The following is a 19384-nucleotide window of genomic DNA, read 5'->3' on the forward strand; positions in this document are numbered from 1 at the left end:
ATCACCCCGCCGGCGTGCTCGCCAGTCCGGGCGCGTAGCGCCGGTAGCCCGGCCGCAACCTGATCGCGGTCGGCGACAGCCGCTCGACGTCCTCCCAGCGCACGAGGAACGCCCCGCGGTGCCGCCAGGCCAGGAAGTGCGCGATCAGCCACGGCGAGGGTTCATCGGTGCGCTCGTAGCCGAGGAACGACGAACCGGAGTGCGCGCTCACGATGAACCCGTCGAGCCGCGCGTCCGACAACAGCTGCCGCGGCGTCCCGTCCACCACGAACCGCGCGTCGATCACCCGGCCGAGCCGCTGCCCGTCCGCGTCGAACACGGGCGTCTGCATCAGGTCACTCAGGATCATGGCGTCCTCCCGGGATGCGGGCGACGATGTGATCGCGCGCCCAGCGTTCCACCCACGTCACGTCGAGCTGCTCGCCCGGCACCCCGAGCGACACCACGATGGCCACCCTGGCCACGTCCGACCACGGGATGCGGTGCAGCCGGGAGCGCGGAGGCCGCCCGCCGAACATCCTGGTCCACAGCGCCGACCCGCTGACCAGCGCGGTGATCACCGGCGGCGGGGTGCCAGGGTCGATCGGCTGGTCGTACGGGATGTCGGTGAGTTCCAGGTCGTCGACCGTCACCACCGGCACGTCGTCCCTGTCGAGGATCTGCCGGTCGAGGAGGTGGAGTTCCGCATCCAGCACCTGTCCCGCGTACGAGACGGCCGGTTCGAGTTCGTCGGTCATGCGCCCATTCCCGTCACGATCATCAGGGGGATGGCGGCGATGGATGCAATCAGGATGATCACGAGGTACACCAGCGCGAACGCATTGGTCACCTTCCCGTTCACCGACTCGCCCATGTATTGCTTGTCATTGGCCACGACCAGGATCGGCAGGTAGGTCAGCGGCAGGGCGATGGCGGAGAACACCACGGAGAACTCCGTGACCGCCACCGGGTCGACGCCGGTGGCGAGCACCGCGATCCCGACCAGCAGCGCCACGATCATCGTGATATGGAACCGCGCCGCCTGTGCAGGCCGCCGGAACTTGCCCCACGACCAGCCGAAGAACTGCGCCAGCGTGTAGCCGCTGGAGAGCGTCGTCTCCAGCGCAGCGCCGAACGTCGCCGCGACCATGCCGACGATGACGAACGCCAGAGCGAGCTTGCCTCCCGCCTCCGCCACCGGAAGCGCCACCTGTGCGAGCGAGGTCACCTCGATCCCGCGCGGCAGCAGCACGATCGCGGCGCAGGCGGCGATCGCGAGCGACAGCACACCGCCGAGCGGGAAGCCGACGAGCACGTTGATGCGCGACTGCGCGATGTCCTTCTTCTTCCACTTCTCCTCCACTGCGCCGGAGGAGAAGAAGAACACCTCGTACGGCGTCATCGCCGCGCCGAACAGGGCGATGGCGTAATACCAATAGGTGGCGCCGTGCTCGCTGGCCGGGACGTGCGGCGCGATGGCCTGCCCGGCGAGCACGGCCCAGTTCGGGTGCAGCAGGAACACGGCGACGGCGAACACGATCAGCGTCAGCCCGAGGAGGCCCGTGACGTTCTCGAGCAGGGAGAACTTCGCGCGCCAGACCACCAGCCAGACCGCGAACGCCGCCACCGGGATCCACAGGGTCGGCTCGATGCTGCTCGCCAGCTGAAGCGACAGGGCGATGCCGCCGACCTCGGCGGTGAGGGTCAGCAGGTTGATGAGGAACGACGCCGTCAGGTTCGCGAGTCCCGTGCGCGGCCCCAGCCGCTCCCGGATGATCTCGAACGTCGCCCGCCCGCTGACCGCGGCGACCCGCCCGGACATCTGCGCGAACAGGCAGATCCCGACCACGCCGACGACCACCACCCAGGCCAGAGACATCCCGAACCGGGATCCGACGACGGCGTTGGTGACGAGGTCCCCGATGTCGAGGAAGCCGCCGATGGCGGTGAGGACACCGAGCATCACCCCGAGCAGGCGCTTCACTGCTGCTTCTCCGCCCGTTCGAGGCTGTCGGCGAGCTTCGTCAGCGTGGCGGCCGTGCTGCGCAGGGCCGGCACAGCACGGCCGGCGTCGGCCGCGACCGAGCGCTGTGCGGCGAGCACGGCGTCTGTCGCATCCCGGATCGCGCGCAACGTGCTCTTCTGCTGCGCGGTCCCAGCGGGTGTCGCCGCCTGCAGCTCCGTCACCGCCTGCTCGGCAGCGCCGAGCTCGGTGATCGCGTCGCCGAGCGCCGTCTGCGTGGTGGTCAGGAAGGTGCTGTCGTCGCGCTGCTGGATCATCGTCAGCTGCGCCGTCTCGGCCGCCGAGCGCGCGTCGGAGGCCGCCTGCCGCAACGACGACGTGGTGCTCGCGCATCCCGTGAAGCCGGCGATGGCCACGAGTGCGACGGCGATGCCTGCAGGGAGTCGCGCGCTTTTCACGACCCGCACTGTATCCCCCTGCGCGTTCCCTGGGTAGGGGCTGAGTGCTAAACGCCCGGACGGTCGGACAGGAAGCCGGCCAGCGCCGCGCTCAGCTCGACCGGACGCTCCTCGGCGACATGGTGACCGGAGTCGATCGCCCAGCCGCGCACGTCGGTCGCCCAGTCGCGCCAGATCGCGAGCGGGTCTCCGAACAGTTGCTCCAGGTCGTCGCGCCCCGACCACAGCGCGAGCAGCGGCTGCTCGATCTTCTTTCCCGCCGCTCGGTCGGCCGTCTCGTCGGCGCGGTCGACGGTGAGGCCAGCGCGGTAGTCCTCCAGCATCGCGCGCACCACGCTCGGCCGACGCACTGCTTCCCGCCACTCAGCGTGGTTCTCCGCACCCATCGCCTCCGGATCGCCGTGGTACCAGCGGTCAGGATCGGCCAGGATCACCCGCTCCGGCGTGCCGGGCTGCGCGAAGAAGAACCAGTGCCACCAGGCGGTCGCGAACTCCGGGGTGATCCGCTCCAGATGCTCCACGATCGGGATGCAGTCCAGCAGCGCCACCCTGGTGACTCGCTCCGGGTGGTCCATCGCCATCCGGAACGCCACGTAGCTGCCCCGGTCGTGACCGACCACCGCGAAGCGTTCGTGCGCGAGCGCATCCATCGCCGCCAGCAGGCGCTCGGCCGTCGCCCGCTTCGCGTGCGGGGCGTGGTCGGGCTGAGGGTCGGGGGCCGTGGATGCGCCGTAGCCCGGCAGATCGGGGACCACCACGGTGAAGCCGGCCTCCACCAGGCGGGGCGCCACCCGATACCAGGTCGAGCCGGTGCGCGGGTGGCCGTGCAGGAGCAGCACTGGCGGGCCGGTGCCCGCGTGGCGTACGTGCACGACGGTGGGGCCGTCATCGACGCCGTCGGGGTCGACCGGGATGTCGTCGACCTCGAAACCCGCGAACATCCGGCTCAGAGCTGGTCGTCGTCGAGTGGCTCGGCGGCGATGTCGTCGGTGCCCGCGTCGAGGTCGTCCGCCCCCGCGCCGTCCCTGCGCGGTTCGAACACGCCGTCCGCGTCGTACGGCTCCCGCGGGTCGAGAAGTTCGTCGGCGTCCTCGGTCTCTCCGGTGCCGGTGGTGTCTCCGGTGTCGGTGGGTGCCGTGTCGAGGGGCTCCCCCGACGGGCTCTCCGGTGCTGTCTCGCGTGCGTCACTCATGATCGTGCTCCTTCGCCTGTCGATCCTGCTCACTACTTGCCTGCGGACTCTTTGCGGTCGATGCCGCCGAGCAATTCCTTCAACGCCTTCTCGATGCTGGCGTGGTCGTACTGCCCTGCCCTGCTCTCGCCGGAGATGACGGCGCAGCGGTGCAGTTTCTTGAAGTCGCCGTACGGGAACGAGTACCTGCCTTTCGTGCCCTCGTTCTTGGAAGGGTCCTCGCCCAGATGCCACTGGGCGTACTCGGCGATCCCGTGCTTCTCGATGAACGCGTTCTCCTCGTCGGCCGACGGGGCGTGCTCGCTCCAGTCGTCCCGCTCGTCGGCCACCAGTTCGCCGCGGCGCAGCAAGCCGCGCGCGTGCGTGAGCGCCTTCTCGTTGAGCTGAATCGTCACTGCGTTCTCCCTCGTCTCTCGCCCGGCCGCCGACGTGCGGTGCAACGGCGACCGTGCGGTCGGGGCACGGTCGCCGCCGGAGCCGGGGGTGCGGTATCGTCGGCCGCCCCTGTCGTCGGATCGACCCGCCATCCGGCTCGCCGATCACCGTGCCCCCAGGACGACGCGCCGTCAATCCCCTGGCGAGGCCGATCCGCGGGTGCCTTGTGCGGCCCCGTCCCACCAGTCCAGCACGCGCGTCGCGTGGAACGTCAGCCATTTCGACGGTTCGCCCGGAGCCGCGTCGATCTCGAACCACACCCTGCCAGGGTGCCGGTACCCCTGCAGCCAGGTCCCCTCCGGGGTGCGGGATGCGCGGATCAGCTCCACGGCCTCGGCCAGCCGCGGGTCGGGCGGGGTGTCGTCGTGCAGGGTGGCGGCGCGGAAGTAGTCCGCGGCGTGCAGGGCGCTGTACTTCCAGCGGAACGGATACGCGAACCTGGCCACCCACGGAGCGACCAGCTCGCCCGTCGACTGCTTCCGCAGCAGACGGCGTTCGAGCAGGTACTCCTCTCCGGCGTGCCTGGCCTCGCGGAGTGCGTCGCTGCCTCCCGTCGCGCCTTCGTAATAGAGGAGCCCGTCGAGCGAGTTGAGGGTCGAGTGGAACGAGGACCGCGTCGAGCCTTCCACCCAGTCGCAGTTCCACCCGCCGTCGGCCATCCGGTGCTCGAGGAACCACGGCGCGATCCCCGAGACATCGGCGCCCAGCCAGGCTCCGTTGGCGAGGGTGAACGCGTTGATGCAGCAGTCGACCTCGCCTCCCCAATAGGGCAGGTCCTCGTACTCCCACCGGCTGTTCGCGGCCAGCAGCTCGGCGGTGCCCGCAAGCGCGTCTGCGTCGACACCCCACTCGCGCAGCGCGTTCAGACTCCAAGTGGTGGCGGTGTACGGCTGGCCGCCCTCGTCACGCTCATCGGGATGGTCGAACACGGCGTCCCCGGGGAAGTACGCGCCTCCGGCCCACTGCCCGTCGGCGTCCTGCTCGGCCAGCAGCCGCGCGCCGAACCCCTCGGTGGCGACCCTGGCCCGCGTGGCGGCCCACACCTCCGGCGGGGCGCCGAGCAGATCGCGCTCCACCCGCCAGCGCAACGCAGGATCGGAGTCGAGCATCCAGTCGAGAACAGCGGTGTCCGTGCTCATGCCCAGCAAGGTACACCTGCGGCGGTCACTCTTCTTCGTCGAGGTCGGCGCCGTCGTCCTCGTTCGCCGTCTCCTCGATCCAGTCCACGTCGTCGTCGGCGAGGTAACTGCCCGGAGGAACGTCCTCGGCCACATCCTCGGCCCCGACCACCTGCACCACGCCGCCCGCTTCCAGGATCGACGCGACCAGCGCATCCGGGAGCGCGTCGCCGTTGTTGTCGATGAGCCACTGCTGCTCGGAGGGGCCCAGTCTCCCCCACCACTCCTCGATACCCATGCCCGCAGTCTGCCACCGTCGCCCGAGCGGCGGGAGGGGCGGGATGGTCAGAGCGCGTCCCCGCCGAGCATCCGTTCGAGCAGCGAACGCACCTGCTGCTGCTCGTCGGCCGCGAGCGTCGAGGTGTACGGCGTCAGCTCGGTCCTGAGCTCGGCCGTGAGGCGGGAGGACAGGTCGTGCCCGCTGGCCGTGAGGAGCACGTCCACGGCGCGCCGGTCGGTGGCGGACGGGGCGCGTTCGACCAGGCCGCGCTTCTCCGCGCGGTCGACCAGTCCGGACAGCGTGGACTTCTCCAGGCCCAGATAGTCGGCGATGGCGGTGATGCGCAGCCGGCGGTCGCGCAGGATGCCGAGCACCCGCAACTGCGTCAGCGACAGGTCGTTCTCGGCAGCGAGCCTGCTGAGCACCCCCATCGTCCGGTAGGAGAACTGCACGAGGGCGTCGACCAGCGCATCCTGGTCGCCAACGCCGCCACCGCTCTCCCGATCCGTCGCCGTCATCGCGCCTCCTTGACATAGGTGGTAATACGAACTAATAATACTTCGTGTTACCAACTATACGACGGAGGTCCCCATGAAAGCAGCACTCGTCTCATCGTTCGACGCGCCACCCAGCTACGCCGACGTCCCCGATCCCTCGGCGTCCTCTCCCGACGACCTGGTCGTCGACGTCATCGCCGCCGGGCTCCACCCCCGCGTGCGGTCGCAGGCGGACGGCAGCCACTACACCAGCACCGACGAGCTCCCGCTGATCCCCGGCATCGACGGAGTGGGCCGCGACGCGTCCGGAGCGCTCCACTACTTCGTCCTGGCAGACACCACCGCCGGCTCGATGGCCGAACGCACCGTGATCGATCGCCGCCGCAGCATCGTCCTCGCCCCGGATGCCGACCCGATCGCCGTCGCCGCCGCCATGAACCCCGCGATGTCGTCGTGGCTCGCCCTCCGCAGCCGGATGCGGTTCGAGCCAGGCCAGAGCGTCCTGGTGCTCGGCGCCACCGGAAGCGCGGGCGGACTGGCCGTGCAGCTCGCGAAGCGCCTGGGCGCATCCCGGATCGTCGCGGCCGGACGCGACGCCGCGAAACTTGCGGCACTCCCCGCCCTCGGTGCCACCGACGTCGTGTCGCTCGACGGCGACCCCGCCGGAATCGCCGAGACCATCGGACGGTCGGCCGCCGAGGTCGACGTGGTCCTCGACTACCTCTGGGGAGAGCTCGCCGCCGCTGCGCTCACGGGCCTGATCACCGCCCGGCCGGACAGAGGTCGCGCAATCGCCTGGATCCAGATCGGCTCGGTCGCGGGCAGCACAGCCCCGATCCCGTCCGCCGCCCTGCGCGCCGCGAACCTGCGGATCATCGGCAGCGGCCAAGGCTCCGTCCCGCCCCGCGACATCCTCGCGTCGCTCCCCGAGCTTGCATCCCTCATCACTGCCGGTGCGTTCGACCTGGATGCGGTCGCCGTGCCGCTCTCCGAGGTCACGTCCGCCTGGTCGGACGCCGCGACCACGACGAGGCGCATCGTGCTCACCCCGTGAACCGCACGTCCGCCGCATCCACGACCGCAGCCTCGCGCCCCGGCGCCCGGTGGTTGCCCCAGTACAGGTTCGTGTGCGCCACCACCAGGTCGGGCGTCGGCGCGCCCCACTCGCTGAGGTCTTCCGTGGTGTGCGCGTCGCCGACCAGCGTCACGTCGTAGCCGCGGGTGAGGCCGCCGTGGATGGTCGACCGGATGCACTCGTCCGTCTGCGAGCCCGTCACGACGATGCGGTCGACGCCCGCATCCGCGAGCACCTGTTCGAGCGCGGTCTCCTCGAACGCGTCGGCGTAGTGCTTCGGCACGAGCGGCTCGCTCTCGGCACGCACCAGCTCCGGGACGTATTGCCAGGCGTCGGTGCCCTCTTCGATGTTCTCGTCGGAGTGCTGGATCCACACCACCGGCACCCCTTCGGCACGCGCCCTGTCGACGAGCGACCGGATCGTGCCGACCACCTCGTCCCTCCGGTATGCCCCGCCGATGACGCCGTTCTGCACGTCGATCACCAGCAGTGCGGACGCATCCCGTCCCTCGAGTGTCGACATTGCCGCCCCTTCCCCGAATCCGCCGTCGGCCTTCGTGCCAGACGCTACGCCCAGCTACCGACAGCGCTAGCCCAGCGTCCGCGTCCGTCTGCTCGCGTGCCCGATCGGCACGACCACCACCGACCGATGCTGCGCCCGCGTCAGCTGCACCGCCACCGACCCGGACAGCCACTCCTCCACCGCGTGCCCGAATCCCGACTGGTGCGTTCCGACCACGATCAGCGGAGCATCCACCTCCTCGGCCACCCGCGCGAGCGCCCGCGATGGGTCCCCGGCCAGGATGCGCAGCACCCACCCGTTGCTGAGGCCGCGCCCCATCCCGCCGCCCGACGGTCCTGCACCCGCCGCCCAGCCACCCGGCTCTCCGGCCCTGGACGCCTCCGCCTCCGCATCACCGTCCGCCTCCGCGGCATCCACCCGGGTGTCCGCCAGCGCATCCGTGATCGCCGCCGCCAGGTCGATGGCCAGCCGCTCGTCGTCCGGTCCGACACCCTCGGGATGCAGCGACGCCTCCCTGCGCAGGTCGGCGCGCTCCCACTCGGTCAGGTAGCTGTCCGGCGTCACGTAGCCGCAGAGCAGAGCCCGGTCGAGGCGCGCGGCCAGCGCGGCCTCCTGCACGACCGCGACCGGCTGTCCCGGGTACACCCCGGCGACGATCGGGCCGGTCATCGTCGACACGCTCATGCCTCATTGTCGCCTCGCCGCCGCGACGGGGCAACCGTGCGGCGGCGGGGCGACCCCGGATGCGCCGGTCAGCCCTGCTGAGCGGGCGCTGACCCTGCGATGTTCACCAGCCAGGACACGCCGAACTTGTCGACCGCCATCCCGAAGCTGTCTCCCCACGGCGCCTTCGAGAGGGGCTCGATGACCGTGCCGCCCTCGATGAGCTTGGCGAAGTATCCGGAGAGCTCGGCTTCGTCGCCGCCGCTCAGCGAGACCGAGATATTGGAGCCTTCCGCGAGGTCCATGTGCTTCGGCACGTCGGCCACCATCAGCGTGAAACCCGACGGGGTGGTCAGCTGGGAGTGCATGATGAGGTCTTTCTCGTCCGGGTCTGTGCTGACCTGGAACTCGGCGAACGTGCTCCGCTGCACTTCGCCCCCGAACACCGACTGGTAGAAGTCCATCGCCTCGCGCGCCTGGGTGCGGAAGTTGATGTATGGGTTGAGCGTGGAAGCCATGAGCCTTGTCTTTCTGTCGAGTGCGTCCGGCCGCCGAAGGGCCGGTACGGGTTCAGCGTAGCCACGGCCACCGACGTTGCATGAGTGCAGATTTCCCGCTGAATTACTGGCATTTGGCCGGGTGTGCAGCGGTCAGCGCAGATACGCCCCGACGATCAGCTCGCCCCTGATCTCCCCCAGCCGATCCAGGATGCGCGCGACCAGCGCGGCGTTCACCGACCCCGCCATCAGGTCGTACGGCCCGATCGGCTGCAGCTTGCCGCACCGGATGCGCACGACCTCCCAGCCGGACGCCCGCAGCAGCCTGTCCTTCTTCCTGTCCGTCGCCTCCCGCGGACCGACGTGCTCCAGACCGTGCCGCCCGGTGGTGTCGTATTCGATCGCGACGCGCAGCTCGGGGATCACGATGTCGGGCCAGACCTCCAGGTGCGAGAAGAATGGCCGCGCCACGCGCACGGCGTTCCTGCCGAGGTCCACGTCGAGCCGGTCGGCGATGCGCTGCTTGAGCGCCGGCTCGGCGGCGGAGGCTGGGCGCGGCGCCCACCTGCTCACGAACGCCTCGCCGACGGCCACGGCATCCGCGCCCGCCGCGGCGTGCCGGCACACCGGGCAGCGCCGGCCGCCCAGAATGCGCTCGATGCTCGCCTGGTACACCGGATGCCCATTGTCGCACTGCCAGGAGTGCTTCGCCGCCGTGCCGTTCTCCTCCGACACGGCCACCCGCGACCCCGGAGCCGCCAGAGTGACCAGTTCTTCGCGGGTGAGCCGCCCGGTGTCGAGCCTGCGGCAGAGGAAGCAGCGGTCATCGCCCGGCTCGTGCTCGATCCTGCGCGGGTCGCGCGCGTGACCGCAGGCGTGCATCCCGTCGTCGGGCTGCGGCTGCCGGATGCGGCGCGGGGCCGCTCCCTCGGCGCAGGCCGGGCACCACGCCGAGCGCCGTCTGGTGCCGCCCGGCCGGGACCGCTGCTCCTCCGGGGTCGCGACGAAGCGGTGCCCGGAGTCGCACTCCCAGAGCAGGTAGACCTCGGCGGCGGGCGGCACCTGGCTGAGCACGATGCCGTGGTTGAGGTCGGGGTGGTACTGCCGGATCAGCATCGGGTACCGCTCCCAGTCCGTGCGGTAGCGACCGATCGGGTACGGCGTCGCCTCGCCCTTCGACCACTGGCGGCGCGCCCACCACTGCTCGACGCTCTCCGGCACGCCAACTCCCTCCGACCACTGCCGTCAGCGTACGCGGCACCACCGTCAGAGCAGGTACGGGACGATCGCCTTCCGCTCCGGCGGATAGTCGGCGAACGTCTCGCGGTACCAGCGGTGGTTCGCCATCGCCCGCGGTGCGAGGTTCGCGATCGTGTACAGCGCGAACGCCAGCCCGGCCAGCGACCAGGTCGCGATCGCCCAGCCCGTCCACTCCACCATCTCGCCCAGGTAGTTCGGGCTGGACACCCAGCGATACCCGCCGCCGTGCGGGATGCGGTAGCCGCCGGCCGAGGCCCCGCCGTCCCGCGCATCCCGGCCCCGCGCATCCCGCAACCGGCGCAGGATGCGGTCGGAGCCGATGTTCAGCGCGAACCCGGCGAGGAACACGGCCACCCCGATCCAGAACCGCGGGTCGGCCAGCCAGCTGTTCGCGTACTCCCCGTACTGCGAGATCCAGCGCGCGTTCACCCACGCGTTGAGCAGGTTGAACAGGATGGCCATCGCCACCACGGACACCGGCATCCGCGAGCCCGTCCGCATCAGGAACGGGTAGACGAACGCGCGCTGCACGTAGTGCAGCTGCCAGAGCGCGAGGAACAGCAGCGGCACCAGCTCGGAACGGTGGTCGCCGAGCAGGAAGAACAGCAGGAAGACGATCGACGCGGGGCTCTCCATGACCACCCAGCCGACCCTCGCCGGCACGGTCGGACCCCATCCGGAGCGGCCGTGCCGTCCGTACGGGGCGACGATGAAACACAGGGCCACGAACGTGACGCCGGCGAGGGCGATCTCGGCGTACACGAACCAGCGGTATGGGCCGTCGGGCATGCCGGGAGTCTAGCGGCGGCGCGCGCAGCGGGCAGGGGTGGTGGTGGCGCGCCGACCCGATCAGCACACCACCACCGAACGAAGCCGCTCGGAAGGAGCCAGAAAGCCTCGGTCCTGCAACCGTATGCGGGTGCAATGCGCGCAAAAAGCCGTTTCGCGCCGCGGGATCAGCCGGTTTGCGCCAGAGGCGTGCGAGAAAAGTGGAGGGTGGGCCCTGCCGGGATCGAACCGACGACATCCACGGTGTAAACGTGGCGCTCTACCAGCTGAGCTAAAGGCCCTTCAACGCGTCAGCCTAGCCGACGTGGGCGGGCAGCAATTCCAGTGCGGCGCGGTACGCCTCGATCGAGCGGGCCTCTCCCGGCGCGGTGATGAACGAGGCGCGGATGATGCCGGATTCGTCGATCACGAAGGTCGCCCGGTTGGCGAATCCCTTCTCCTGCAGGAAGACGCCGTACTCCTTGGCGATCTCGCCGTGCGGCCAGAAGTCGGCCAGCAGCGCGAAGTCGTAGTCCTCCTGCTCCGCCCACGCGCGCAGCGTGTACTTCGAGTCGACGGAGATACCGATGAGCTCGACGGCGTGGTCCTTGAACAGGTTGAGGTTGTCGCGGAGCGCGCACAGTTCTCCGGTGCACGTTCCGGAGAACGCGAGGGGGAAGAAGACGAGCGCTACCGCCTTCTTTCCACGGAAGTCGCTGAGTCTGACCGTCTCGCCGTACTGGTTGACGAGTTCGAAGTCGGGTGCCTGGGTGTCGTTCTCCAGAGCCATTGTGTGTCCTTTCACGCTCGCGGCCCGGAATGCCGCGCACGCACGAGGACACAGCTTAGACCTCGTGCCCGTGGAGTCAAATGCCACGGTCACCGGGAGGCTCGGAGTGAGGCTAGGCTGGCAGATGGTGCCATCGCCCTTGTTGTGACCCGACAGCGATCAGCTCCGTCTACCATCTATCCGACACAAGAAAGAGGTCGAGGGTGACTGTAAACGACCAGGACCCGTACTCGGTGAATCACATCGATTCGGACCCGGAGGAGACCGCCGAATGGCAGGAATCCCTCGACGCACTGGTTGCGGCCCATGGCCACGAGCGCGCTCGTGAGATCATGCTGAGCCTGCTCAAGCGCTCCAAAGAACTGCAGCTCGGTGTTCCGATGGTCCCGACAACGGACTACATCAACACCATCTCCCCCGAGAACGAGCCGGAATTCCCCGGCGACGAGGAGATCGAGCGCAAGTACCGTGCCTGGATCCGCTGGAACGCGGCCGTCATGGTGCACCGCGCACAGCGCCCCGGCATCGCCGTCGGCGGCCACCTCTCGAGCTACGCGTCCAGCGCGACGCTCTACGAGATCGGCTTCAACCATTTCTTCCGCGGCCAGGACCACCCAGGCGGAGGAGACCAGGTCTTCTTCCAGGGTCACGCCTCCCCCGGCCCGTACGCCCGTGCCTTCCTCGAAGGCCGCCTCAGCGCCGACCAGCTCGACGGCTTCCGCCAGGAGAAGTCGCACGCGGGCGGCGGGCTGTCCTCGTACCCGCACCCGCGCCTCATGCCGGAGTTCTGGCAGTTCCCGACCGTGTCGATGGGTCTCGGACCGATCAACGCGATCTACCAGGCGCAGCTCAACAAGTACCTCACCAACCGCGGCATCAAGGACGCGAGCGACCAGCACGTCTGGGCGTTCCTCGGCGACGGCGAGATGGACGAGGTCGAGAGCCGCGGCCAGCTGCAGGTCGCAGCGAACGAGAAGCTCGACAACCTGACCTTCGTCGTCAACGCCAACCTGCAGCGCCTCGATGGCCCTGTGCGCGGCAACGGCAAGATCATCCAGGAGCTCGAGAGCTACTTCCGCGGCGCAGGCTGGAACGTCATCAAGGTGATCTGGGGCCGCGAGTGGGACGACCTGCTCGCCCGCGACACCGACGGCGCGCTGGTCAACCTGATGAACCAGACCCCGGATGGCGACTACCAGACGTACAAGACGGAGAACGGCGCATACGTGCGCGAGAACTTCTTCGGCCGCGACCCGCGCACGCTGGAGCTCGTCAAGGACTACACCGACGACCAGGTGTGGGGCCTCAAGCGCGGCGGCCACGACTACCGCAAGGTCTACGCGGCGTTCAAGGCGGCCACCGAGCACAAGGGCCAGCCCACCGTCATCATCGCCAAGACCATCAAGGGCTACGGCCTCGGTCCGAGCTTCGAGGGCCGCAACGCGACCCACCAGATGAAGAAGATGACGCTCGACAACCTGAAGACGTTCCGCGACGCCATGCGCATCCCGGTGACGGATGCGCAGCTCGAGGAGAACCCGTACCTCCCGCCGTACTACAACCCCGGCGCGGACGACGAGGCCATCCAGTACCTGCACGACCGCCGCCGCGCGCTCGGCGGCTACGTCCCTGAGCGTCGCAGCAAGTACACGCAGCTGAACCTCCCGGACGACTCGGCGTACGCCATCTCCAAGAAGGGCTCCGGCACGCAGGAGATCGCCACCACCATGGCGTTCGTCCGTCTGCTGAAGGACCTGCTGCGGTCGAAGGACTTCGGCCACCGCATCGTCCCGATCATCCCGGACGAGGCACGCACCTTCGGCATGGACGCGTTCTTCCCGAACGCGAAGATCTACAACCCGAACGGCCAGCACTACACCTCGGTCGACCGTGAGCTGCTCCTGGCGTACAAGGAGAGCCCGCAGGGTCAGATCATCCACGTCGGCATCAACGAGGCGGGCGCCCTCGCGGCGTTCACCAACGTCGGCACGTCGTACGCCACGCAGGGTGAGCCGCTCATCCCGGTGTACGTCTTCTACTCGATGTTCGGCTTCCAGCGCACCGGCGACGCCATGTGGGCGGCGGGCGACCAGATGGCGCGCGGGTTCATGATCGGCGCGACCGCCGGCCGCACCACGCTGACCGGCGAGGGCCTGCAGCACGCGGACGGCCACTCGCTCGTCCTCTCGAACACGAACCCGGCCGTCGTCTCGTACGATCCGGCGTACGGCTACGAGATCGGCCACATCGTCCGCAGCGGTCTGGAGCGGATGTACGGAGGGAACCACCCGGATCCCAACGTCATGTACTACCTCACGGTGTACAACGAGCCGATCGTGCAGCCGGCGGAGCCGGAGGGCGTCGACGCCGACGGGATCGTGCGGGGCATCCACCGCCTGCGCGCGTCCGACGTGGCCGGCCCCAAGGCGCAGCTGCTCGCATCCGGTGTCGCCGTGCCGTGGGCGCTCGAGGCCCAGCACCTGCTCGCGCAGGACTGGGGCGTGTCCGCCGACGTCTGGTCCGTCACCTCGTGGTCGGAGCTGCGCCGCGACGGCCTGGCAGCGGAGGAGCACAACTTCCTCTACCCGCAGCAGGAGAAGCAGGTGCCGTACGTCACCCGCAAGCTGCAGGATGCCGACGGCCCGTTCGTCGCCGTGACCGACTTCATGCACGCGGTCCCCGACCAGATCAGGCAGTTCGTCCCCGGCGAGTACGCGACGCTCGGTGCAGACGGTTTCGGCTTCTCCGACACCCGTCCCGCCGCGCGCCGGTTCTTCAAGATCGACGGCCCGTCGATGGTCGTCCGGACCCTGGAGCTGCTTGCGGCCCGCGGTCAGGTCGACCCGAACGCTCCGGCGTGGGCGATCGAGAAGTACCTGCTGCACGACGTCAACGCGGGCACCACCGGCAGCGCCGGCGGCGAGAGCTGACGCCGGGCACCGTGCCGAAGACGCCGGATCGGGTGCCGGGCAAGCCCGCGGAGAGGTCGAAGGCCGACACGCTGGCCTGGCTGCGCAAGATCTCCGGCGAACTCGCCACCGCAACGCTGAAGCGCCTCGAGGACACCCTGCCGTGGTACCGCGACATGCCTCCGGGCAGGCGGTCCGCGGTGGGCCTCGTGGCGCAGGCAGGCATCTCATCGTTCATCTCCTGGTTCGACGATCCGCGGTCGACGCCGTGGATCGCCGCTGACGTCTTCGGGGCGGCTCCTCGTGAGCTGCTCCGGAGCGTCAGCCTGCAGCAGACGCTGCAGCTGATCAAGGTGACGGTCGAGGTCGTCGAAGACCGCGTGAAGAACGGCGGGGAGGCTCTCCGCGAGGCGATCCTGCTCTACTCGCGCGAGATCGCGTTCGGAGCGGCGGACGTCTACGCCCGCGCCGCCGAGGCACGCGGGCTGTGGGATGCGCGTCTGGAGGCCCTGGTGGTCGACAGCATCCTGACCGGCGAGTACGACGACGAGCTGCCCAGCAGGATCGCCGCGCTCGGCTGGCACGGCCACGGCGAGGTCAGCGTGCTCGTCGGCACAGCGCCGAAGCTCCTCGACGTCGACCAGCTGCGCCGCACGGCGCGGCACATGTCGGCGGACGTGCTGATCGGTGTGCAGGGCAGCAGGCTGGTGCTCGTGATCGGGCGCGCCTGGCCGAGCGCCTCCACGCCGGACGACGCCATCGGGGCCACCCCGGTCGTCGGCTTCCTCGAGATCGCGCAGCAGCTGGAGCCCGGCTTCGGTGCAGGGCACCTGGTGCTCGGCCACGAGGTCCCGAGCCTGGTGGATGCGTCGAAGAGTGCGAAGGCGGCCCTCGCCGGTTTCGCGGTAGCTCGCGCCTGGCGCAACTGCCCGCGTCCCGTGCACGCGGACGACCTGCTGCCGGAGCGTGCCCTCGCGGGCGACGGGCTCGCGCGAGCGACACTGATCAACCGCATCTACCGGCCGTTGCAGGCGCACTCGACCGAGCTGCTGACCACCCTCTGGTGCTACCTCGACAACGGACGGTCCCTGGAGGCGACGGCGCGCGAGCTGTTCGTGCATCCCAACACGGTCCGCTACCGGTTGAAGCGCGTCTCCGAGGTCATCGGCTGGGACGCCACGGGGGCGCGCGAGGCGCTCATCCTGCAGGCGGCGCTCATCGTGGGTTCCATCAACGAACCGGATGCGCCCCGCCGCGCCTGACCGGCTTGTCTCGTTCAAACAAACGTTTCCAAGATACTTAGTACCTCCTCGACACATCCGCCGCGCGGAAGATTGGCAGACTGGAACCCGTGATCGTCATCGTGTGCCCTGGGCAGGGCTCCCAAACCCCTGGATTCCTCGACCCCTGGCTCACCGAGCCGCGGTTCCGCGACCAGCTCACCGGCATCTCTGACGCCGTCGGCATCGACCTGGTCGCACATGGAACGGTCAGCGACGCAGACACGATCCGCGACACGGCCGTCGCTCAGCCGCTCATCGTGTCGGCCGGCCTCCTCACTCTGTCCGCGCTCTTCGCCGACGGCCGCCGTGAGCGCATCGGCGGCATCGCCGGTCACTCGGTCGGCGAGCTGACGGCTGCGGCCGGCGCCGGCGTGCTCAGCGAGACCGACGCCGTCGCGTTCGTCCGCGAGCGGGGTGCCGCGATGGCCGCGGCCGCCGCGCAGACGCCCACCGGCATGAGCGCCGTCATCGGCGCCGACGAGACCGAGCTGCTCGCGAAGCTCGACGAGCTCGGCCTCTCCCCCGCCAACTACAACGGCGGCGGCCAGATCGTCGTCGCCGGTGCACTGGATGCGCTCGCGGCGCTCTCCGAGAACCCGCCCGCCCGCGCACGCGTCATCCCGCTGCAGGTCGCCGGCGCGTTCCACACCCGCTACATGGCCCCGGCCGTCCCCGCTCTCGAAGCGTTCGCGGCCACCCTTGCGACGAGCGACCCCACCCTCCCGCTCTGGACCAACAAGGACGGCTCGCTCGTCTCCTCCGGCGCCGAGTTCCTGCGCCTGCTGGTCGGCCAGGTCTCCTCCCCCGTGCGCTGGGATCTCTGCATGGAGGCGTTCCAGGCCGCCGGTGTGACGGGTATCGTCGAGGTGGCCCCGGCCGGCGCTCTCGTCGGCCTCGCCAAGCGCGGGCTGAAGGGCATCCCGAGCGTCGCCGTCAAGACGCCGGACGACCTGCCCGCCGCGTTCGAGCTCATCGACCAGGCCGCCTAGGAGACGCAGATGACCAAGCCAACCCTGCAGCAGGCCCACGGCCCGCAGTACACCCGCATCCTGTCGATCGGCGCAGCACGCGGCGACCTCGTCGTGCCGAACGACGACCTGGTCGGCCCGATCAACTCCTCAGACGAGTGGATCAGGCAGCGCACCGGCATCGTGACCCGCACCAGGGCGAGCCACGACGTGCTCGCCGTCGATCTCGCGACCGAGGCGTCGAAGGAGGCGATCACCGCATCCGGTGTCGACCCCGCGCTGATCGACCTCGTGATCGTCGCCACCATCAGCAACGCCCGCCAGACGCCGTCGCTCGCCGCTGTGCTCGCCGACCGGGTCGGTGCGAACCCTGCAGCCGCATACGACATGAATGCCGCATGCGCTGGATACGCGTACGCCGTCGCGCAGGCCGACGCCCTCATCCGCACGGGCGTCGCCCACTACGCCCTCGTCGTCGGCGCCGAGAAGCTCTCCGACGTCGTCGACCCGACCGACCGCACCATCTCGTTCCTCCTCGGGGACGGCGCCGGAGCCGTCGTCATCGGACCGAGCGAGTACCCGGGCATCTCGAAGACCATCTGGGGCTCCGACGGCTCGAAGGCCGACGCGGTCGGGATGGACGGCACCCTGGTCGAGTTCCGCGACGGCGAGAAGCCGTGGCCGACACTCCGCCAGGAAGGTCAGACGGTCTTCCGCTGGGCGGTCTGGGAGATGGCCAAGGTCGCCAAGCAGGCACTGGATGCCGCCGGGGTCACCCCGGACCAGCTCGCCGCCTTCATCCCCCACCAGGCCAACATGCGCATCGTCGACGAGTTCGCCAAGCAGCTCAAGCTGCCGGAGACCGTCGCCATCGCGCGTGACATCGAGACGACCGGGAACACCTCGGCCGCCTCCATCCCGCTGGCGACCCACCGGTTGCTGCAGGAGAATCCCGAGCTGTCCGGTGGACTGGCATTGCAGATCGGCTTCGGCGCGGGCCTCGTGTTCGGCGCACAGGTCGTCGTGCTGCCCTAAACTGTTCAACGGTCAAACGACACCCCTCAAGGAGAAAACACCATGGCATTGTCCACCGAAGAAGTTCTCGCCGGCCTGGCCGAGCTCATCAACGACGAGACCGGCATCGCGACCGACACTGTCGAGCTGGGCAAGTCGTTCACCGACGACCTCGACATCGACTCCATCTCGATGATGACCATCGTGGTCAACGCCGAGGACAAGTTCGACGTCAAGATCCCGGACGAAGAGGTCAAGAACCTCAAGACTGTCGGCGACGCCGTCGAGTTCATCGTCAAGGCTCAGGCCTAAACCCCGCACGAGAAACGTCCTTCGCGGTCGGGACCGGCCCGGCATCCCCGGTGTCCGGTCCCCCGCGGTTGGCCGCGCCACGAGCGCGTGCCGTGTTCCATCTACGGAGAGTTGCCGTTATGACCAAGAAGATCGTCGTCACCGGCGTGGGCGCAGCGTCGCCTCTCGGTGGCACAGCCGCTGAGAGCTGGAAGGCGCTGCTCGCCGGCGAATCCGGCGCCAGCACCATCGAGAAGGAGTGGGTCTCCGAGCTGGAGCTCCCCGTCACGTTCGCCGCGCAGGCGAGGGTCGACGCAGCCTCCGTGCTCGAACGCCACGAGGTGAAGCGCCTCGACCCGTCCAGCCAGTTCGCGCTCATCGCCGGACGTGAGGCATACGCGGACGCCGGCTCCCCTGAGGTCGAGCCCGAGCGTCTCGCCGTGGACTGGGCCACCGGCATCGGCGGCGTCTGGACCCTCATCGACGCGTGGGACACCCTGCGCGAGCGCGGCCCGCGCCGCGTCATGCCGATGACCGTGCCGATGCTCATGCCGAACGGCCCGGGCGCGGCGATCGGAATGGACCTGCACGCCCGTGCCGGCATCCGCACCGTCGTGTCCGCCTGCGCGTCGTCCACCGAGTCCATCGCCAACGCGTACGACCACCTGCAGCAGGGCCTCGCCGACGTCGTCATCGCCGGTGGCTCCGAGGCGGCCATCCACCCGCTGCCGATCGCGTCGTTCGCCGCGATGCAGGCGCTGTCGAAGCGCAACGACGACCCGGCCACCGCATCCCGGCCGTACGACGTCACCCGTGACGGCTTCGTCCTCGGCGAGGGCGCAGCAGCCCTGGTGCTCGAGACCGAGGAGCACGCCAAGGCCCGCGGCGCCAAGATCTACGCCGAACTGGTCGGCGGCTCCGTCACCAGCGACGCCTACCACATCACCGCTCCCGACCCCGAGGGCTCTGCCGCAGCGCGCGCGATGATCGCCGCCGTCGAGGGTGCAGGAGCGTCGCTGTCCGACGTCGCGCACATCAACGCGCACGCCACGAGCACGCCGGTCGGCGACATCGCGGAGTACAACGCGCTGCGCCGCGTGTTCGGCGACCTGCTCGACGGCATCCCGGTGTCCGCGACCAAGGCCTCCACCGGTCACCTGCTCGGTGGCGCCGGGGCGATCGAGGCCCTGTTCACGGTCATGGCGCTGCACGAGCGCGTCGCACCGCCGACGATCAACCTCACCGAGAAAGACCCGGAGATCCCACTGGATGTGGTCACCGCGCCGCGCGCGCTGGGCGGTGGCGACCTGCTCGCCATCAGCAACTCGTTCGGTTTCGGCGGCCACAACGCCGTCGTGGCGTTCCGCTCGGTCTGATCCGGACCCTGCGCAGCACGCACGAAGGCCTCGACCGGTCAACAC

The 19384-nt window shown here is 69.7% G+C and carries 23 protein-coding genes and 1 tRNA gene; 7 read left to right on the forward strand and 17 right to left on the reverse strand.

Annotated elements, in window-relative coordinates; translation table 11 throughout:
* Position 1: 1 nt before the first annotated feature.
* From AC1ROC_RS02710 to AC1ROC_RS02755, 10 genes are all read right to left on the reverse strand, one after another.
* Complete coding sequence (locus AC1ROC_RS02710; RefSeq protein WP_492997935.1) at positions 2-349, reverse strand: PRC-barrel domain-containing protein; 348 nt, start codon at positions 347-349, stop codon at positions 2-4.
* On the reverse strand, positions 336-737 hold the full coding sequence (locus tag AC1ROC_RS02715) for a hypothetical protein (protein ID WP_492997936.1): 402 nt from the start codon (positions 735-737) through the stop codon (positions 336-338). The genes AC1ROC_RS02710 and AC1ROC_RS02715 overlap by 14 nt, the downstream gene beginning before the upstream one ends.
* Positions 734-1963 carry an NRAMP family divalent metal transporter gene (locus AC1ROC_RS02720; RefSeq protein WP_492997937.1) on the reverse strand — a complete coding sequence of 410 codons (1230 nt, stop codon included), beginning with the start codon at positions 1961-1963 and terminating at the stop codon, positions 734-736. Before AC1ROC_RS02720 ends, AC1ROC_RS02715 begins: the two co-directional genes overlap by 4 nt.
* Positions 1960-2400, reverse strand: a complete 441-nt coding sequence (locus AC1ROC_RS02725) for a hypothetical protein (protein ID WP_492997940.1) — start codon at positions 2398-2400, stop codon at positions 1960-1962. The genes AC1ROC_RS02720 and AC1ROC_RS02725 overlap by 4 nt, the downstream gene beginning before the upstream one ends.
* A 47-nt stretch (positions 2401-2447) precedes the next feature.
* Entirely contained in the window at positions 2448-3341 is an 894-nt protein-coding gene (locus AC1ROC_RS02730) for an alpha/beta fold hydrolase (RefSeq protein ID WP_492997943.1), read from the reverse strand.
* A gap of 5 nt (positions 3342-3346) precedes the next feature.
* Complete coding sequence (locus tag AC1ROC_RS02735; RefSeq protein ID WP_168689427.1) at positions 3347-3592, reverse strand: hypothetical protein; 246 nt, start codon at positions 3590-3592, stop codon at positions 3347-3349.
* 32 nt (positions 3593-3624) lie between these two features.
* The gene (locus AC1ROC_RS02740) at positions 3625-3987 is read right to left on the reverse strand and encodes a hypothetical protein (protein ID WP_492997945.1); all 363 of its coding nucleotides are present in this window, start codon (positions 3985-3987) and stop codon (positions 3625-3627) included.
* A gap of 171 nt (positions 3988-4158) precedes the next feature.
* Positions 4159-5166, reverse strand: coding sequence for a prenyltransferase/squalene oxidase repeat-containing protein (locus AC1ROC_RS02745; protein WP_492997947.1), 1008 nt, complete (start codon positions 5164-5166; stop codon positions 4159-4161).
* 25 nt (positions 5167-5191) lie between these two features.
* On the reverse strand, positions 5192-5443 hold the full coding sequence (locus AC1ROC_RS02750) for a hypothetical protein (protein WP_492997949.1): 252 nt from the start codon (positions 5441-5443) through the stop codon (positions 5192-5194).
* A gap of 47 nt (positions 5444-5490) precedes the next feature.
* Complete coding sequence (locus tag AC1ROC_RS02755) at positions 5491-5943, reverse strand: MarR family winged helix-turn-helix transcriptional regulator (protein WP_168689423.1); 453 nt, start codon at positions 5941-5943, stop codon at positions 5491-5493.
* A 73-nt stretch (positions 5944-6016) separates the two neighbouring features.
* Here AC1ROC_RS02755 and AC1ROC_RS02760 point away from each other — a divergent pair, with 73 nt between their 5' ends.
* Complete coding sequence (locus AC1ROC_RS02760; protein WP_492997952.1) at positions 6017-6976, forward strand: zinc-binding dehydrogenase; 960 nt, start codon at positions 6017-6019, stop codon at positions 6974-6976.
* Here AC1ROC_RS02760 and AC1ROC_RS02765 read toward each other — a convergent pair.
* From AC1ROC_RS02765 to AC1ROC_RS02795, 7 genes are all read right to left on the reverse strand, one after another.
* The gene (locus tag AC1ROC_RS02765; protein ID WP_492997954.1) at positions 6966-7520 is read right to left on the reverse strand and encodes an isochorismatase family protein; all 555 of its coding nucleotides are present in this window, start codon (positions 7518-7520) and stop codon (positions 6966-6968) included. The genes AC1ROC_RS02760 and AC1ROC_RS02765 overlap by 11 nt on opposite strands.
* 66 nt (positions 7521-7586) lie before the next feature.
* Entirely contained in the window at positions 7587-8204 is a 618-nt protein-coding gene (locus tag AC1ROC_RS02770) for a universal stress protein (protein ID WP_492997957.1), read from the reverse strand.
* Positions 8205-8272: 68 nt separating this feature from the next.
* Positions 8273-8701 (reverse strand): VOC family protein, encoded by a 429-nt coding sequence (locus AC1ROC_RS02775; protein ID WP_492997959.1) that lies wholly within the window; start codon positions 8699-8701, stop codon positions 8273-8275.
* Between the two features lie 132 nt (positions 8702-8833).
* A complete protein-coding gene (locus tag AC1ROC_RS02780; protein ID WP_492997960.1) occupies positions 8834-9901 on the reverse strand; it encodes a zinc-ribbon domain-containing protein in 1068 nt (355 codons plus the stop codon).
* A gap of 45 nt (positions 9902-9946) precedes the next feature.
* Positions 9947-10729, reverse strand: coding sequence for a DUF1295 domain-containing protein (locus AC1ROC_RS02785; RefSeq protein WP_492997963.1), 783 nt, complete (start codon positions 10727-10729; stop codon positions 9947-9949).
* Positions 10730-10937: 208 nt separating this feature from the next.
* A tRNA-Val gene (locus AC1ROC_RS02790) sits at positions 10938-11010 on the reverse strand.
* A 14-nt stretch (positions 11011-11024) separates the two neighbouring features.
* Entirely contained in the window at positions 11025-11498 is a 474-nt protein-coding gene (locus AC1ROC_RS02795; RefSeq protein ID WP_085370831.1) for a peroxiredoxin, read from the reverse strand.
* 203 nt (positions 11499-11701) lie between these two features.
* Here AC1ROC_RS02795 and aceE point away from each other — a divergent pair, with 203 nt between their 5' ends.
* The 6 genes from aceE (at position 11702) to AC1ROC_RS02825 (ending at position 19339) form a co-directional block, all read left to right on the forward strand.
* Entirely contained in the window at positions 11702-14428 is a 2727-nt protein-coding gene (gene aceE, locus AC1ROC_RS02800) for a pyruvate dehydrogenase (acetyl-transferring), homodimeric type (protein WP_085370832.1), read from the forward strand.
* Positions 14429-14460: 32 nt separating this feature from the next.
* Positions 14461-15669 carry a PucR family transcriptional regulator gene (locus AC1ROC_RS02805; protein ID WP_085370833.1) on the forward strand — a complete coding sequence of 403 codons (1209 nt, stop codon included), beginning with the start codon at positions 14461-14463 and terminating at the stop codon, positions 15667-15669.
* Between the two features lie 89 nt (positions 15670-15758).
* Positions 15759-16679: an ACP S-malonyltransferase gene (locus AC1ROC_RS02810; protein ID WP_085370834.1), complete on the forward strand. Its 921-nt coding sequence runs from the start codon at positions 15759-15761 to the stop codon at positions 16677-16679.
* A gap of 9 nt (positions 16680-16688) precedes the next feature.
* Entirely contained in the window at positions 16689-17693 is a 1005-nt protein-coding gene (locus AC1ROC_RS02815; RefSeq protein WP_085370835.1) for a beta-ketoacyl-ACP synthase III, read from the forward strand.
* A 42-nt stretch (positions 17694-17735) separates the two neighbouring features.
* Positions 17736-17984: an acyl carrier protein gene (locus tag AC1ROC_RS02820; RefSeq protein ID WP_055893767.1), complete on the forward strand. Its 249-nt coding sequence runs from the start codon at positions 17736-17738 to the stop codon at positions 17982-17984.
* A gap of 119 nt (positions 17985-18103) precedes the next feature.
* A complete protein-coding gene (locus tag AC1ROC_RS02825) occupies positions 18104-19339 on the forward strand; it encodes a beta-ketoacyl-[acyl-carrier-protein] synthase family protein (RefSeq protein ID WP_168689415.1) in 1236 nt (411 codons plus the stop codon).
* The last annotated feature ends 45 nt before the right edge of the window (positions 19340-19384 follow it).

It is taken from the genome of Leifsonia sp. GW821-FHT13C05, from assembly GCF_058806515.1.

Coding starts and splice junctions, on each gene's coding strand:
- AC1ROC_RS02710 (WP_492997935.1), bottom strand. CDS start 349: ATGATCCTGAGTGACCTGATGCAGACGCCCGTGTTCGACGCGGACGGG.
- AC1ROC_RS02715 (WP_492997936.1), bottom strand. CDS start 737: ATGACCGACGAACTCGAACCGGCCGTCTCGTACGCGGGACAGGTGCTG.
- AC1ROC_RS02730 (WP_492997943.1), bottom strand. CDS start 3,341: ATGTTCGCGGGTTTCGAGGTCGACGACATCCCGGTCGACCCCGACGGC.
- AC1ROC_RS02735 (WP_168689427.1), bottom strand. CDS start 3,592: ATGAGTGACGCACGCGAGACAGCACCGGAGAGCCCGTCGGGGGAGCCC.
- AC1ROC_RS02745 (WP_492997947.1), bottom strand. CDS start 5,166: ATGAGCACGGACACCGCTGTTCTCGACTGGATGCTCGACTCCGATCCT.
- AC1ROC_RS02750 (WP_492997949.1), bottom strand. CDS start 5,443: ATGGGTATCGAGGAGTGGTGGGGGAGACTGGGCCCCTCCGAGCAGCAG.
- AC1ROC_RS02755 (WP_168689423.1), bottom strand. CDS start 5,943: ATGACGGCGACGGATCGGGAGAGCGGTGGCGGCGTTGGCGACCAGGAT.
- AC1ROC_RS02760 (WP_492997952.1), top strand. CDS start 6,017: ATGAAAGCAGCACTCGTCTCATCGTTCGACGCGCCACCCAGCTACGCC.
- AC1ROC_RS02765 (WP_492997954.1), bottom strand. CDS start 7,520: ATGTCGACACTCGAGGGACGGGATGCGTCCGCACTGCTGGTGATCGAC.
- AC1ROC_RS02770 (WP_492997957.1), bottom strand. CDS start 8,204: ATGAGCGTGTCGACGATGACCGGCCCGATCGTCGCCGGGGTGTACCCG.
- AC1ROC_RS02775 (WP_492997959.1), bottom strand. CDS start 8,701: ATGGCTTCCACGCTCAACCCATACATCAACTTCCGCACCCAGGCGCGC.
- AC1ROC_RS02785 (WP_492997963.1), bottom strand. CDS start 10,729: ATGCCCGACGGCCCATACCGCTGGTTCGTGTACGCCGAGATCGCCCTC.
- AC1ROC_RS02795 (WP_085370831.1), bottom strand. CDS start 11,498: ATGGCTCTGGAGAACGACACCCAGGCACCCGACTTCGAACTCGTCAAC.
- AC1ROC_RS02815 (WP_085370835.1), top strand. CDS start 16,689: ATGACCAAGCCAACCCTGCAGCAGGCCCACGGCCCGCAGTACACCCGC.
- AC1ROC_RS02820 (WP_055893767.1), top strand. CDS start 17,736: ATGGCATTGTCCACCGAAGAAGTTCTCGCCGGCCTGGCCGAGCTCATC.
- AC1ROC_RS02825 (WP_168689415.1), top strand. CDS start 18,104: ATGACCAAGAAGATCGTCGTCACCGGCGTGGGCGCAGCGTCGCCTCTC.